At 49.5% G+C, this 14900-nt stretch carries 10 protein-coding genes; 6 read left to right on the top strand and 4 right to left on the bottom strand.

Annotated elements, in window-relative coordinates; all coding sequences use genetic code 11:
• Positions 1-75: 75 nt before the first annotated feature.
• On the bottom strand, positions 76-720 hold the full coding sequence (locus tag Q1A69_RS15990) for a TetR/AcrR family transcriptional regulator (RefSeq protein WP_299587514.1): 645 nt from the start codon (positions 718-720) through the stop codon (positions 76-78).
• 204 nt (positions 721-924) lie between these two features.
• On the opposite strand from Q1A69_RS15990, the gene Q1A69_RS15985 reads away from it, so the two are divergent.
• The 6 genes from Q1A69_RS15985 (at position 925) to Q1A69_RS15960 (ending at position 8688) form a co-directional block, all read left to right on the top strand.
• Positions 925-1818, top strand: a complete 894-nt coding sequence (locus Q1A69_RS15985) for an SDR family oxidoreductase (RefSeq protein ID WP_299587511.1) — start codon at positions 925-927, stop codon at positions 1816-1818.
• Positions 1818-3425, top strand: coding sequence for an acyl-CoA carboxylase subunit beta (locus Q1A69_RS15980; RefSeq protein WP_299587508.1), 1608 nt, complete (start codon positions 1818-1820; stop codon positions 3423-3425). Before Q1A69_RS15985 ends, Q1A69_RS15980 begins: the two co-directional genes overlap by 1 nt.
• Before the next feature lie 83 nt (positions 3426-3508).
• The gene (locus tag Q1A69_RS15975; RefSeq protein WP_299587505.1) at positions 3509-4675 is read left to right on the top strand and encodes an acyl-CoA dehydrogenase family protein; all 1167 of its coding nucleotides are present in this window, start codon (positions 3509-3511) and stop codon (positions 4673-4675) included.
• 10 nt (positions 4676-4685) lie between these two features.
• Positions 4686-5489, top strand: a complete 804-nt coding sequence (locus tag Q1A69_RS15970) for an enoyl-CoA hydratase-related protein (RefSeq protein ID WP_299587502.1) — start codon at positions 4686-4688, stop codon at positions 5487-5489.
• Positions 5489-7513: an acetyl-CoA carboxylase biotin carboxylase subunit gene (locus Q1A69_RS15965; protein WP_299587499.1), complete on the top strand. Its 2025-nt coding sequence runs from the start codon at positions 5489-5491 to the stop codon at positions 7511-7513. The genes Q1A69_RS15970 and Q1A69_RS15965 overlap by 1 nt, the downstream gene beginning before the upstream one ends.
• Before the next feature lie 11 nt (positions 7514-7524).
• Positions 7525-8688 (top strand): acyl-CoA dehydrogenase family protein, encoded by a 1164-nt coding sequence (locus Q1A69_RS15960; RefSeq protein WP_299587496.1) that lies wholly within the window; start codon positions 7525-7527, stop codon positions 8686-8688.
• Between the two features lie 948 nt (positions 8689-9636).
• Here the strand turns inward: Q1A69_RS15960 and Q1A69_RS15955 are convergent.
• The 3 genes from Q1A69_RS15955 to Q1A69_RS15945 all read right to left on the bottom strand — a co-directional run bounded on the left by Q1A69_RS15955 (position 9637) and on the right by Q1A69_RS15945 (position 14245).
• Positions 9637-11439, bottom strand: a complete 1803-nt coding sequence (locus Q1A69_RS15955; RefSeq protein ID WP_299587493.1) for a DUF885 family protein — start codon at positions 11437-11439, stop codon at positions 9637-9639.
• Between the two features lie 1205 nt (positions 11440-12644).
• On the bottom strand, positions 12645-13082 hold the full coding sequence (locus Q1A69_RS15950; protein ID WP_299587491.1) for a thioesterase family protein: 438 nt from the start codon (positions 13080-13082) through the stop codon (positions 12645-12647).
• Positions 13079-14245: an iron-containing alcohol dehydrogenase gene (locus Q1A69_RS15945; protein ID WP_299587488.1), complete on the bottom strand. Its 1167-nt coding sequence runs from the start codon at positions 14243-14245 to the stop codon at positions 13079-13081. Before Q1A69_RS15945 ends, Q1A69_RS15950 begins: the two co-directional genes overlap by 4 nt.
• Positions 14246-14900 lie beyond the last annotated feature (655 nt).

The raw sequence follows: 14900 nt of genomic DNA, 5'->3' as shown, positions 1-14900 counted from the left end.
GAAACTGGTGCCGGCGGATAATTTGGCAGGAAAGGTGGCAAAGTGCACAGTTTTAATGACACTTTGCCGGCAGTATCACGGCGCAAATATCTGAAAGACACGATCTGACAGCTCTGGAATAGTCAAACCTTTCTCCCTCGGTTTGAACCAGCTGTAGGTATGGCTCAAAGCCCCAACCAAAAGGCGACGCACCACGGCGGCATCGCCGCCAGGACACTGGGCCGTATTGATCGCATCCAGCCATATTTGCTCGTATTCATCGCGCTGCAACAGCACTTCTTTTTGGCTTGCCTCTGACAAACTACGCCACTCCATCACCAGGATGGAAAACCCCGGTACCGCCTGCTCGTGAATGGCTTCAAGCTCGGACTGGATACAAGCCCGCAATCTCTCCTGTGGCGAACCAGCACTTTCCATCGCACTGCGCATGCGCGCACTGGCAAAAATAGTGACCTCCTTCATCACCTCACAGAGGATCTGCTCCTTACTGGAGAAGTGGTGAAAAATACTACCGGAGAGAATACCCACCTCGGCGGCAAGATCTCGTACTGTGGTACGGGAAAATCCCTTTTGCTCAAACAGGCGCGCAGCAGCGTTGAGTAAACGTCCACGTGGAGATCCCGGGTCTGTTAGCTCACCCTTTTTTACCAGGGCCCCAATGAGTTGTTGCGGCGACAGATCACTCTGCGCCTCCTCCAGTACTTGTGCAGCCTCTTGCACGGTGACTCCCATTACTTTGTATTTTGATAGCGGTCAAAACAGCGGCTCATCAATTACATAATCAAATAAGCGCCAACTATTGAATACCAAGCGCTTGCTTGGTAGCGTTAAGCTATTCTGCGCATTACCAATCACGGGCGCAAGCGCTCGTTAAAACAATAAAAACTGAGAAAGCCCTCAAAGGCTCTAGAAGAGGAAATGCCCATGCGCTATCAAAGCCAGCTGCGCCCCGGCAGCTTTAGCGAACAAACCCATATCGTCACGGGTGGCGGCAGTGGTATCGGCCGCTGTATTGCCCATGAACTCGCCAGTCTTGGCGCCCATGTGGTGCTGATCGGACGCAAACTCGACAAACTGGAACGCGTTGCCGGTGAGATCAACAGCGATGGTGGCGAGTGCAGCGTATTCAGCCTGGATATTCGCGATGAGGAAGGCGTAAAGGAAACTATCGGCCAGATCGTTCTGGCACAGGGGACGATTCACGGACTGGTGAACAATGCCGGTGGACAGTTTCCCTCCCCCCTTGAACAGATCAATACAAAAGGCTTCGATGCGGTCGTGCGCAGCAATCTGCTCGGCGGTTTTCTAATGTCACGCGAAGTTTTTTTGCAATCGATGAAAAAGCATGGCGGTAGCATCGTAAATATCACTGCAGATAATTCCGGTGGCATGCCCATGATGGGACACTCCGGTGCCGCCCGTGCGGGCATGGAAAATATTACCGAAACCGCCGCACTGGAGTGGGCCGCCTCTGGAGTTAGAGTCAACGCTGTGGCGCCCGGCTACATCCTCTCCAGCGGCTTCGACACCTACGATCCGGAATTCCTACGCGAGCTGCTACCGGGCTTCCGCGACAGTATTCCCCTCTACCGACTGGGCGAAGAGGCTGAAGTGAGCGGCGCCGTATGCTTTCTACTGAGCGATGCCGCCAGCTATATCACCGGGCAAACCCTGCGCATTGACGGAGGCTCCAGCCTCAAACACCACTCCCCCCTGTGGCAACCACAGGCCGCCAATAACTCAAACCGGTTCAACGGCTTCCATCGCAAACACCGGCCACAGGTGGTGAAAGAGCTGGAAGCGGAGGGCAAGCTCTAATGCAGCCGATTGATTCCCAGCTGGATAACCGCTCGGCAGAATTTAATGACAACAGAGTCGCAATGCTGAAGCAGATCAGCGAATTTCGCGAGGCTGAGCAAAAACCGGTACAGGCGGAAAAAAACAAGGCTGCCCGCTACCGCGATCGCGGCTGGCTACTGCCGCGAGAGCGCCTCAACCTGCTGCTTGATCCCGGCGCCCCTTTTATCGAACTGTGCTCACTCGCCGGCTACAAACTCTACGACGATCAGGATGGTAGCGGCGCTGGCGGCGGTGCTATTTGTGGCATCGGCCAGATCAGAGGGCGCCGCTGTATGGTCCGAGTGGATAATTACGCAGTGAAAGGCGGCACCATCTCCCCTGCCGGAATGGATAAAGCTCTGCGCATGCAGCGCATCGCTATGGAGAACCACCTGCCGGTGGTCAGCCTGGCACAAAGTGGCGGTGCTAACTTAATGTACGCAACCGATACTTTTGCCCCCGGCGGACGCGGCTTCGCCAATCAGGCGCGTATGTCCGCCGCCGGTATCCCACAGATTACCGTTGTGCATGGTGGCGCCACTGCCGGCGGTGCCTATCAGCCAGGGCTATCGGATTATGTGATCATGGTGCGTGGACAAACCGGTATGTACCTGGCCGGACCGCCGCTGCTGAAAGCCGCCACCGGTGAGATTGCCGATGAGGAGAGTCTCGGCGGGGCAGAAATGCACTGCACCGAATCCGGCAGTGGCGATTACTTGGCCGAAAATGATGCCGATGGCATTCGTATGGCGCGGGAAATTGTCGCGGCCCTGCCCTCGCCAAAACAGAATACTTTAGAAAGAGATTACCAAGATCCACTCCTCCCGATCGACGACCTGCTCGGCCTGATTCCGGCCGACAGCAAAAAACCCTACGACGTTCGCGAGGTTCTCGCGCGAATCGCCGACGGTTCCGCCATGCTGGATTTCAAACCGGAATTTGACCGGCAGACAGTATGTGGCCATATCCGTATCGAAGGCTTTCCCGTAGGCATTATCGGCAATAACGGCCCCATCACCCCCAAAGGAGCCAATAAGGCCGCGCAATTTATCCAGTTGTGTGAACAGAGTGGTACCCCACTACTGTTTTTACACAACACCACCGGATTTATGGTGGGTACCGAAGTGGAGCACAACGGCATTATCAAGCACGGGGCGAAAATGATTCAGGCCGTAGCCAACGCCAGCGTGCCCAAGCTCAGCATAGTGGTAGGCGGTTCCTATGGTGCCGGCAACTACGCCATGTGCGGACGCGGGTTCGATCCGCGCTTTATTTTTGCCTGGCCCAACTCCCGTACGGCAGTGATGGGCGCAGCACAGGCCGGCAAAGTTATGCGTATCGTCACCGAACAAAAAATGCAGCGTGGCGGCAATGTGGATGAGGCGGTATTGGACAAACTGGAAAACGACACCAGTGCCTTTATGCAGGGCAATTCCGATGCGCTCGCTTGCAGCGCCCGCCTATGGGATGACGGCATTATCGATCCCCGCGATACACGCAAACTGTTGGGCATGCTGCTGGAGGTTTGCCAAGAGGCCGAGTACAGCCAACTGAATAAAAACACCTTCGGCGTGGCGAGGTTTTAAAGCGAAAACGCCGGGCAACAAGGGAGTGCCGTTGCCCATTATCACAATCACCGGGTTCACACTTCAAGGCAGGGAAAACAATAATGATACTCAGCGATCAACACCGGGAACTGCAGCGCACCGTACAAAATTTCGTTCAGCTGGAAATCAACCCCAACGTGGCAGAATGGGAAAAAGCCGGTCGCTTTCCTATTCGCGAAATCTTCCAGCAATTGGCCGGCCTCGGCCTGCTCGGCATCAGTAAGTCCAGCGATTACGGTGGCCTCGGCCTCGACTTCAGCTATGAAACGGTTTTCCTGGAGGAGCTGGGCGGTGCCCACTGCGGTGGCGTGCCCCTGTCAATTTCAGTCCAGACTTCCATGTGTACTCCCGCCCTGGCAAATTTTGGTAGCCAGGATCTCAAAGAGCAGTTCCTGATTCCCGCCGTACGCGGAGAAATGGTCGGCGCCATTGCCGTATCCGAACCCGGTGCCGGTTCCGATGTGGCCTCGATAAAAACCACCGCCAAAAGTGACGGCGATGACTATGTGATCAACGGCAGTAAGATGTGGATCACCAACGCCCCCTGTGCCGACTTTTTCTGCACCCTGGTCAACACCAGTGAGGGCAAGGCACACAGTAATAAATCCCTGATTATTATTCCGGCGAAAACCACAGGCGTACGCATCGGTGAAAAGCTCGACAAACTGGGCATGCGTTCATCAGAAACCGCCCCTATCTTTTTTGACAATGTGCGGGTACCCAAACATTTCCGTATCGGTGATGAAGGTGCCGGCTTCCTGTTACAGATGCTGCAATTCCAGGAAGAGCGCCTTGCTGGTGCCGCGTTGAATTTAAAGGGGCTAGAAAATTGTGTGAGCACGACGATCGACTATGTGCGCGAACGCCACGCCTTTAAAGCGCCATTAATTGACAATCAAACTATCCATTTCGCCCTTGCGGAAATGCAAACAGAGGTGGAGTGCCTGCGTTCACTGACCTGGCGCGCGGTGGAAGCCTATGTGGCGGGAGAGGATGTCACCACCCTTGCCTCTATGGCCAAGCTCAAGGCGGGCCGCCTGTCCCGCTCTATTCCAGACCAATGCCTGCAATTTTGGGGCGGTATGGGCTATATCGAGGAAACCGTTATCAACCGCGCCTATCGCGACAGCCGTCTCACCGCCATCGGCGGCGGTGCCGACGAAGTGATGCTCGGCATCATCTGCAAGCTGATGGGCATATTGCCCGGCAAGCGTAAACCCACAGCGTGAGGTAAGTCCCGTGCAGACAATTATTGTTGAAACCATCGGTATCGCCCGCCATCTTACTCTGAACCGCCCCCAGCAGCGCAACGCGATTAGTTTGCAAATGGTGGATGAGCTTCTGCAAAAACTTGCAGAAGCGGAAGAGGATCCGCAGGTACGGGCGCTGGTACTACGGGGTGCGGAACACAACTTCTGCGCCGGCGGCGATATTGCCGATATGCTCAACGCCCAACAAAGTGCGGGTGACGGTGATCGCGATGCTTTCTTTCATCTCAATCGCCGCTTCGGCGAATTGATGCAGCAATTTAACCGGACTCCCCTCGTAGTCATTGCCGTACTCGAAGGCGCGGTGATGGGTGGAGGCTTTGGCCTCGCTTGTAGTGCTGATATTGCCATCGCCGATCACAGTTGTCGCTTTGCCCTGCCGGAAACCCGTTTGGGTTTACCGCCTGCACAGATCGCCCCATTTGTGGTGGCGCGGGTTGGTCTTTCCCAGGCCCGGCGCCTCGCCCTCAGCGGGGCAAAAGTGAATGCGCAACAAGCCTTGGCGATTGGATTAATTCATCAATTGCTCGACGGACCCGAGGCCCTCGAAGGCGCGCTTCAGGAACACCTGGGCGCCATCAACGCCTGTGCCCCCGGCGCACTGGCCGCCACCAAACAGATATTGCTGGATGCGGCGCGAGTCAGCGACGAAACCGCCCTCGGCCAACTGCTGGACGGCGCCGCACAGGAATTTTCCCGCGCAATTCAGGGCCATGAGGGCCGAGAAGGCGCCCGCGCGTTTCTGGAAAAACGATCACCGGAGTGGCAGCACTGATGTCGACAACAGAAACCCTGCTTATCGCCAACCGTGGTGAAATCGCCCAGCGCATAATACGTACCGCCCAGGCGGAGGGCTATCGCACTGTTGCTGTCTACAGTGACGCAGACCGCGATGCGCTACACACCCAGGGCGCAGATATCGCTGTGGCAATCGGCGGACAGACCTCAGCGGAATCCTACCTCGATATCCACAAAATTCTCGACGCAGCAAAAAAATCCGGGGCCACTGCGGTACACCCCGGCTACGGTTTCCTCGCCGAGAATGCGGACTTCGCGAATGCCTGTGCGGAGAGCGGACTGTGCTTTATCGGCCCCAGCGCTGAAGTCATAGAACTGATGGGCAACAAGCGCAAAGCCAAAGAATTTGTCGCTGCCGCCGGCGTACCCTGTATTCCCGGCTTCCAGGGAGCCCAGGACGACGACACTCTGATCGCCGAGGCACAGCGCATCGGTTTTCCCTTGATGATCAAAGCCGCTGCCGGCGGTGGCGGGCGCGGCATGCGCCTGGCCCAGGGAGATGCCGAACTGGCCTCCCAGCTGCGTGCGGCACGCAGCGAATCCATGAGTGCCTTTGGCAGCGATGAATTAATCCTGGAGAAGGCACTGATCAATGCGCGACATATTGAAATCCAGGTCTTTGCAGACAGCCAAGGCAACTGCATTCACTTGGGAGAACGGGATTGCTCCGTACAGCGGCGTCATCAAAAAGTCGTTGAAGAGTGCCCCTCACCCGCAGTAGATACCAATCTGCGAGAGAAAATGGGAAATGCCGCAGTCACCGTCGCACACGCCTGTGGCTACCAAGGCGCAGGTACCGTGGAATTCCTGCTCTGCCCCAACGGCGAATTCTATTTTCTGGAGATGAACACTCGCCTGCAGGTAGAGCACCCTGTTACGGAAATGGTGACCGGGTTTGACCTGGTCGCCTGGCAACTAGCCGTAGCCCGTGGCGAAGCCCTTCCCATCGCCCAACATCAAATGACGCAGCAGGGGCACGCCATAGAAGTGCGTCTTTACGCGGAAGACCCGGAGCAGCAGTTCCTGCCCCAGGCTGGGAAAGTACTCCACTGGAGGGCGCCAAAGGGGCAAGGAGTCCGTATCGACCACGCCTTAAAGAGTGGCGGCGATATCACTCCGTTTTACGACCCCATGCTCGGCAAGTTAATTGCGTGGGGGCAGGATCGCGAGGAAGCGCGACGCAAACTCGCCCGTGCCCTAACCCAGCTGCAATTTATCGGCCCGAAAAATAATATGCACTTCCTGCAAAAGATCCTGGCGGAACCCCAGTTTATTGCCGGCGACGCGGACACCAGCTTCCTTGACCAAAACAACTCGTTGACGTCTCCCGAACCGGTTCCAGTGGACGTTGCGATCCAAGCGGTGCTACTCAATCACCTGCGCCACGCCAACCCTCAAGACCAACGTAGCGGTCGCAATGACTGGCGCAATGGTGATAGCAGCGTTCCCCTAAGCTATCGCCTGGAAATTTCTGGGCAACCACTTAATTACGACCTACTGGCGCTGGAAAAAAATACATATCAAGTCACTCTTGAAGACCGACGATTCCAGCTTCAACGAATCAATTTTGTAAAGCTTCAAGAAGAAGTCGAGCTCTTTAGTACAGAACTACTGGTAAATGGCGTCAGCTATAAAAGGCTGTTCCTACATCGCAAAAATGACCTCTATCTACTGTGCGATGGCAGGCAGTACCATTTTGAGGACATAACCCACGCACCGGCAAAATCTAGCCTGAATCAGGGCAGCGGCCGAATTACTGCGCCTATGGACGGTTGCCTGGTGAAAATTCTGGTCGAGCCCAATCAAGCCGTTCAATGTGGAGATACCATTGCCCTAATGGAAGCCATGAAAATGGAACACAGCCTAAGGGCAGACCGCGATGGCACCGTGATGAAACTCGGCGCTCAGGCCGGAGACCAGGTGCGCGGCGGACAACTGCTGGTGCAGATCGAAGCCGCACCCAGTGAAAGCGCCAAAATTCCCAGCGACGCCACATCCTAAAGGAGTTCACCATGTACGATATCGATGCCTCCCGCATGGCAAGCCCCTATTACGACGAAAGCCACCAGGCATGGCGCAACCAACTGCGCCGCTTTGTCGACCGGGAGATCATCCCTTACATCACTCAATGGGACGAAGAGGGGCAGCTGCCCGAAGAACTCTGGAAAAAAGCTTCGGACGTTGGCCTTCTAAAGATGGGCTATCCGGAAAACTACGGTGGCATTGAAACCGATGCATTCCACATGATCGTCGCCGCCGAGGAGTTGGCCCGCACCGGCGCCGGCGGCCTCTACGCCAGCCTGATGGTCCACGGCATCGCCCTGCCCCCGCTGCTGCACTACGGCAGCGACGCTCTGAAAGATAGGGTTATTCCCTCAGTTTTACGCGGCGACAAACATATTTCCCTGGCGGTCACCGAACCCGGAGCCGGCTCCGATGTGGCCAATATCCAATGTCGCGCGGCACGTGATGGCGATAGCTACATTGTGACCGGAGAAAAAACCTATATAACCGGCGGCATGCGCGCCAATTGGTTTACCGCTGCTGTACGCACCGGTGACGAGGGTTTCGGCGGGATTTCCTTACTGTTAATCCCTGCAGATGCAGAGGGCGTGAGCCGGCAGCTGCTCGATAAAAAACAGGGTTGGTGGTGCTCGGATACCGCCAGTATCTTTTTTGATCAAGTGCGCGTACCCGAGAGCAACCTGATCGGCGGCGAAAACCAAGGCTTCTTGCCGATAGTGCACAACTTTAATCGCGAGCGCCTGGGTATCGCCGCCTCCTGTGTCGAGTACAGCCGCGTCTGCCTTCAAGATGCTATCGAATGGGCACAAGAACGCCAGACTTTTGGCAAGCGTCTGGCCAATCATCAGGTCATCCGACATAAATTTGCGCAGATGCTGCAACGTATCAATGCCACCCAAGCTTATCTCGATCTGTGTGCCTGGGCAGAACAACAACACCAGCTAAAAGTCGCTGACATTGCCCTGCTCAAAGTACAGGCGACAGAAACCCTCGAATTCTGTGCGCGTGAAGCTATGCAGGTGTTAGGCGGTGCTGGCTATATACGCGGTGGGCGGATTGAGCGAATTTATCGGGAGGTTCGGGTGAATGCGATTGGTGGAGGCTCTGAAGAAATTATGCGGGACCTAGCTTCCAGGCAGATGGGGATTTAGTAAACAAAATATTAACCAAAGAAATATAAAAGAACACCATATGATATTTTGAGAACGCACCCCGAAATTCGACCCTCTTGTACAAAAGTTCTGAGTAAGAATCGCCCAGGTCCAAGAGAGCCTCTCTCCCCGGGAGAGTCTATTACACGTGGCGTGAAAGCCATAGAAAGAAAATTCCCCAGGCATGAACTACTACACTTTTAACCTAGGACCATTGAACACTGAAACCAATAGCCAGTATAAAAACAGGAGAACAACATATTGCTCAAACATCGACAATATGAACTTGGATGCGACTAAATCCTTGGAGTATCACCACTTAAGCCTACCTTATCCTTTAACGACATTTTGGTTACTTTCTAAACATACCGTTGAAATTCTACTTGTCCGCTTATGCCACTTGTGAGTATTCGGTCACTCTGTTTAAAGTCGAATATTTCGTAACCGAGAATCTGCTTTCTATTAAGCATCTCCTAGCCCCACATTAATCGATTACCCTTGAAGACAAATAGTATGGGATGAAATTAACAATCATTTTTGGTAATCGGCAGTATTGGCAGCCGTAGGCTACCGTCTCAACGCTCAGTTTCCCACCTCTATAACGAGAAGGGGAAGCGCACAGCCAAGCCACGCCAACGTGTCACCACAAGAGCTCGAAAAATCAGGGGGTGAACAGAAATTTTAGAGACGCTAGCCCCACTTTTTCACTCCCAAATATTTGATGAACGATCAACTTAATTTGCAGCTATATAGGCTAAGAAAACATCAGAAATATCTATCTGAAAGTACGAGATACATGGTTAACGTAATTTCCTGGAATTAGTCTTTCGAGAAATTATCCTTTGGTATCCGGCTAACATCCGTGTTAGAAAATACTTAAAGACGTTAACTCGACTACAGAATCGGACCCGCAACATACGGGCCCTAGCCATTATTGAACAGGTTTATCTATCCTTTTTTCTTTTCTTGAATGAACGCCCAAACTTTTCCATTCAGCATGGGCAGCGGTAAACTACCATTTTTCAGGATAATCTCGTGAAAATCTTTTATATCGAACCCCTCATCCAATTCCTTTTGCATAAGCTCTCTTAACGCAAAGATTTCCAATGCCCCGGAATCATAAGAGGTCAGCTGAGCTGGCATTACCGCCATCCGATCCATCAATGTACTGGGATCTTTCGCAAAAGAAGCACCCGACTCCTTTAAGAAATCCGCAACCTCTTCATTACTCCAGCCAAGCAAATGCATCCCGGTATCAGCAACCATACCCCGTGCCGGCCATGCTCGTCTTAAGATCCTTGTTGAAGCATACTGATAAATGTCCGCCTCCTCAGCAAGATGCTCGGCGTACCTGCCCCACCCTTCAACAAATGCGCCATTCATAAAAGTATTTTCAATCTGATGAAAAGTATCCTGTTCTTGGCTTAAAGCTATCTGCATATGATGTCCGGGATACCCCTCATGAATAGTCACCGTCTCTGCGGAGGCGTAAGAAGATGACTTATAAGTGGTGGGATCATAAGCAAACCTTGCAGCTCGCTCCTCATTACCGGGAGTATAATGAGCGCTCCTACCTGAACCCTGCTCATACTCAGGGATAGCCTTTACCTCCATTACCATGGATGGCATTCCATAAAAGAAATCCGCACTGAGATCCTTAGACTTAGCCACCAGCGCCTCATAAAATTCATGCATTTCATCTGCGCTATTGAACTTCTGAGATTTATCTTCACTAGCCCTCTCAACAGCTTCTGAAAAGGACTCTGCTTGGTAAAAGAGCGCTCCCAAGCGAGTAATTTCAATCTTATTTTTCTTAACCGCATTCAAACCCAACTGAAAAACCTGTTCAGGAGTCCTCTGCAAGCCTGTATAGGACCGATATTGAGCCATATAACATTCACGACCATTAGGAATGGCATGAATACCCAGCTCCACTCTAGCCTTAGGCAAATAGTCAGTCTTCAAAAATTCGCTATAACGCTTCATCGACGGAATCAGATCATCGACAAGAACTTGCTTAAAAGCAGCCGCAAACTTTGGATCCTCTGCACGCTGAGCCAAGCTAAAGAAGGGATGTTCATCAATTGGAATTCGAGTTAATGCGTCCACTTGCTTAATAACACGATTAACCACGCTCTTAGGAGCAGAATAACCCAGTTTAAGCCCATCCTTCAGATTAATGATTTCCTGCTCGTAGTAACCGGAGGCACTGCGCCAACGCTCAATCGCATCAGATTTATTTTGTGCTGTTTCAACAGGCTGAAACTCACTTAGCAAGCTTAATCTGATATGAGGCCCAAACATATGATTAACGGACCATAGTTCTGCGTTACAGACCCTCACCCCAACATTCGCTTCCAATTGCTCCTTGAGCTTAAAATAGAAAGCTCGCTCTTGATCTGACTTCAAGTTAGCCGGATCTATATTGGCCAGATTCTTCAAGATTTCATCTTCGGAATCACCTAAAGACGAAAAACCATCTGGGGAATTGTTAAGAAATAGATTATGCCTGTCTGACTGAACATTTAGAAAATAGGAATCCGCCTGGGAATTAGTCAAAAAAACTTCGGAGTATTGATTTGCAAGGTTGTGGAGTTTCTCAGAACTATCAAAAGCGGAGCTAGATTCTGTATCAGCCATATCATTAGCTACAGAACATCCAAATAAAGCTGAAGAAAGTGCCAACATACCGACACTCACTTTATATAAATAAGTCATTTTCAAAAAACCATTATAAAAACCTAAATCCAAACAAGAAGGCAACCTCCAAAGAGAAGCCCCGGTCGTTCGCATTAAAGTAGGCACTTAAAAGGATAAAATTGCAACAAAGTTAACATTCAATATCGATGAGTGGACGGAATTTGTAGATGCATACCACAACTGAACTGACGTAATGTGTAACGGCTCATTAAAAAGCTGCATCTATACACCACTCTTCCCTGTAACTTAAAAGCTCACTAAGGCCGACCACCCCAAAAAACTGATAGTCGGCAAGCCACTCCAAGCTGGTACAGACGCTCAAAGTATATACGGAGAAGCTTCTTTATATTTCTGTATCTCCCCAGCCACACACCTACTGGGAACAGCCTAATAAATCGATGGGTTATCGCTTTCTTTAAGCAATTAGCGGCCAGCCAGACTACCCTGCTAAATATCTACGTGTTTCCGCTCACTTTAAATTTAGTAAGAATGATTGTATTACAACTGCAAATTGCATGAGCTGCCATCACCCACCACAAAAATAAACGCAATAAATCAATTACTTCTTGAGCACCACAAAAGACATTAATACAACTCACCCTAGAATGCATTTTATTCTTTTTTTCGCTGCGTGCCTCCGAGAATTTATTCTATGATGTTGGGGTTCGCCTTCAATGGCACACCCTATTCAAAACTTGCATATACGTGCCTGAATACGTAATTTACAAACGGAACACCCCTAAGACAAATAAAATCTCTTCATACCAGCTTATAAATAGGATGTGATAATAGTCGACCAGTCTGATGCAGTATCTTGTTGTAGACCACATCATCGCTGACATTATTATTTATTGGCTTCAGATCTAGGGATCAGTGTAACAGATTGAACGGATACACTGCCAACAAACATATACATCTCGCTATAAATAGCGCAAAAAGCTCCAAACCCACCACTAAGACACAACAGGCACACAATATTGACCATCCTATGAAAGACGCTCCATTTATGGCCGATGTATACTTGAGAATTTTTTAATCACTGTCACAACGCTACGATCGCAAATACACTACTTTAGAAATACGCTCAAAGTGTATACCCAAGTTTCACATTAAAACTGACACATTTTGTAATAGCACGGGAGACCAGTTGGCGATCGGCTGGTTAATTTCAAGAACCCTAAGTAGTTAGCTACTCTTCAAAAAAATAAGTTTATGCTGTATATAATGCAGCCCCAACAATAATATATTTTTAATATTCAAGGCCTGATAAATGCACTTTGTAATGCCTCCAACAATTGACCAGAAATTTTTGTCGGTTGCTCCGTATGACGATTGACAAAGACATGTGTCATAGTACCATATGCACATGCATTTTCTCGTCCATCTTTAAATATTGCGACACCATATTCGACTGAAGAATTACCTATTCTATTAACTCTAAACGCACCGCATATTTTATCAGGATAAGAAATACTAGCCACATAATTACAATCAGATTTCACCATATAGCCAACGACCTCGCTGAAGTGAATATCAAGTCCAGCCTTATCAATCAAAAAACAATTAGCAATGGTGTCAAAATATGAATAATAAATAACATTATTTACATGCCCATAGATATCATTATCCATCCATCTGGTTGTTAATTCTTCAATGCAAAAATAGTCTGAACGTAACACAACTTGTTTACTCACAAAGCCCCCTCATACGCAGACTGATATATTAGGAGTGCATCATCATGAGACAATGGCTTGGGATTATTGATTAGTAATCGTGTTTGTAACATCGCATCAGTGGCGAGTTTCTCTAGATGATGTTCACCAATATCTAATTGCTTTAAGGTGTTTGGTAATTTTAGCCGCTCAATTAACCGTTCTATAAAAACAATAAGATCGGAGCATACTTTTTGATTTGGTTGAGAGGTATTAATGCTTGTATAAATATAAGGCGCCAACTCGCTATAAAGTTTGGCGGCATCGCTTTGATTAAAACGCATTACATGCGGCAACACTAAAGAGTTACTCAATCCATGAGGTATATGGAAATGGCCTCCTAATGGGTATGCTAACGCATGTACGGCGGCAACCGGTGCATTGGCAAATGCTTGACCTGCCAGGCAAGCGCCTAATAGCATATTTTGCCTTGCTTCAATGTCTTCGCCATGGTGGGTGGCTTGTTCTATATTTTTCGATAACAACTGCAAGGCCTGCTTAGCCAACATGTCTGAATAGGGATTTTTTTTATGCTTGGATGTAAATGCCTCTATGGCATGTACCATTGCATCAATACCTGTTGCTGCAGTAACATGAGCCGGCAATCCTATAGTTAACTGGGCATCTAGTAAGGCAACATCTGGCAGTAATTGTTTAGCAATAATGCCAGCTTTAGTGGTTTCTCCAGTTGTTAAAATCGCAATAGGCGTTACTTCTGAACCGGTGCCGGCAGTGGTAGGTATTAAAATTAATGGTAAGCGATCACCCTGAACCTTTTCAAATCCGTATAACTGCTCTAAAGGTTGCCGTGAATCCATCATGACGGCAACAACTTTAGCGGTATCCATTGAACTGCCACCACCAAAGCCAATAACACCATCAACATTATATTGCTTTGCCAAAGCTACTGCTGACAAAACGTTATCTTGTTTTGGATCAGCGACAATTTTATCAAAAACGACGAACTCAAACCTACGGTATAGTTGCTCCTCCAGCTTTGCCAGTAAACCACAATTTACAATACCTTGGTCAGTGACCACTAACAGCTTATTTAGGTTTAATTGATCACAAATGTCACTAATATTACTTAAGCCACCGGGACTACTTATGATACATTTTGTAGTGTTAAATTGAAAATTTAACATAATGTTTTCGCAACCCTAAAGATTATTGTTTTTTACTATCTTGTTTGAAACAGCCTCTTTTCCAACTCCAGGGAATCTCTGGATAATTCAAAGTAAATTTGGCATTAATTTGATACCGTTCTAGACTACGATAAATCAATTATCAAGTCACTATTGCCGGGGTGACTTTTACCCCTAACCTGGCTCCACCAAGAATAAGATAAATTGCGACCCGGAAATATGCGATTATATAAAACCAATCAGCAGCACTAAAGGATGAATTCGTATATTCGCACTGATAGCATTCTCAGGTTTACTGAAATGGCAGAGAGGATGGATACAGTTGACTTTGGGCGGTTTAAGGCACGGATATTGATTGCGAGCATTCAGGGGAGAATCCATGGCCTACCACAAGAGGAGTATATATTTTTCTTCTACCCCAGTAATATCCAATAGATGGATCATGTTTCCTTCTGTTCTCCAAATCTAGTTGCTAACTAGTTTGGTATGAATAAAAAAGATCAAACGACACCTAAGGAACCTCTGAATAATTCCGAGCTAATTTGGTAGTATTCATCTATCCGTCAAGACTACGATGAATCATGCACCAAGTCACCTTTGCCGAAGCAGAATACAATCTGAAGCGCCGTAAAACTCGTCGAGAGAAGTTTCTTTC

This window comes from uncultured Microbulbifer sp., assembly GCF_947498635.1.
Classification (GTDB): domain Bacteria; phylum Pseudomonadota; class Gammaproteobacteria; order Pseudomonadales; family Cellvibrionaceae; genus Microbulbifer; species Microbulbifer echini.
Note: the sequence above shows the minus strand (reverse complement) of the source record. Positions and strands in the feature narration are given on the sequence as shown.

What these genes read in the sequence shown, in the direction of transcription:
- Q1A69_RS15985 (WP_299587511.1), top strand. Translation starts at nt 925, where the DNA reads ATGCGCTATCAAAGCCAGCTGCGCCCCGGCAGCTTTAGCGAACAAACC.
- Q1A69_RS15980 (WP_299587508.1), top strand. Translation starts at nt 1,818, where the DNA reads ATGCAGCCGATTGATTCCCAGCTGGATAACCGCTCGGCAGAATTTAAT.
- Q1A69_RS15975 (WP_299587505.1), top strand. Translation starts at nt 3,509, where the DNA reads ATGATACTCAGCGATCAACACCGGGAACTGCAGCGCACCGTACAAAAT.
- Q1A69_RS15965 (WP_299587499.1), top strand. Translation starts at nt 5,489, where the DNA reads ATGTCGACAACAGAAACCCTGCTTATCGCCAACCGTGGTGAAATCGCC.
- Q1A69_RS15960 (WP_299587496.1), top strand. Translation starts at nt 7,525, where the DNA reads ATGTACGATATCGATGCCTCCCGCATGGCAAGCCCCTATTACGACGAA.
- Q1A69_RS15945 (WP_299587488.1), bottom strand. Translation starts at nt 14,245, where the DNA reads ATGTTAAATTTTCAATTTAACACTACAAAATGTATCATAAGTAGTCCC.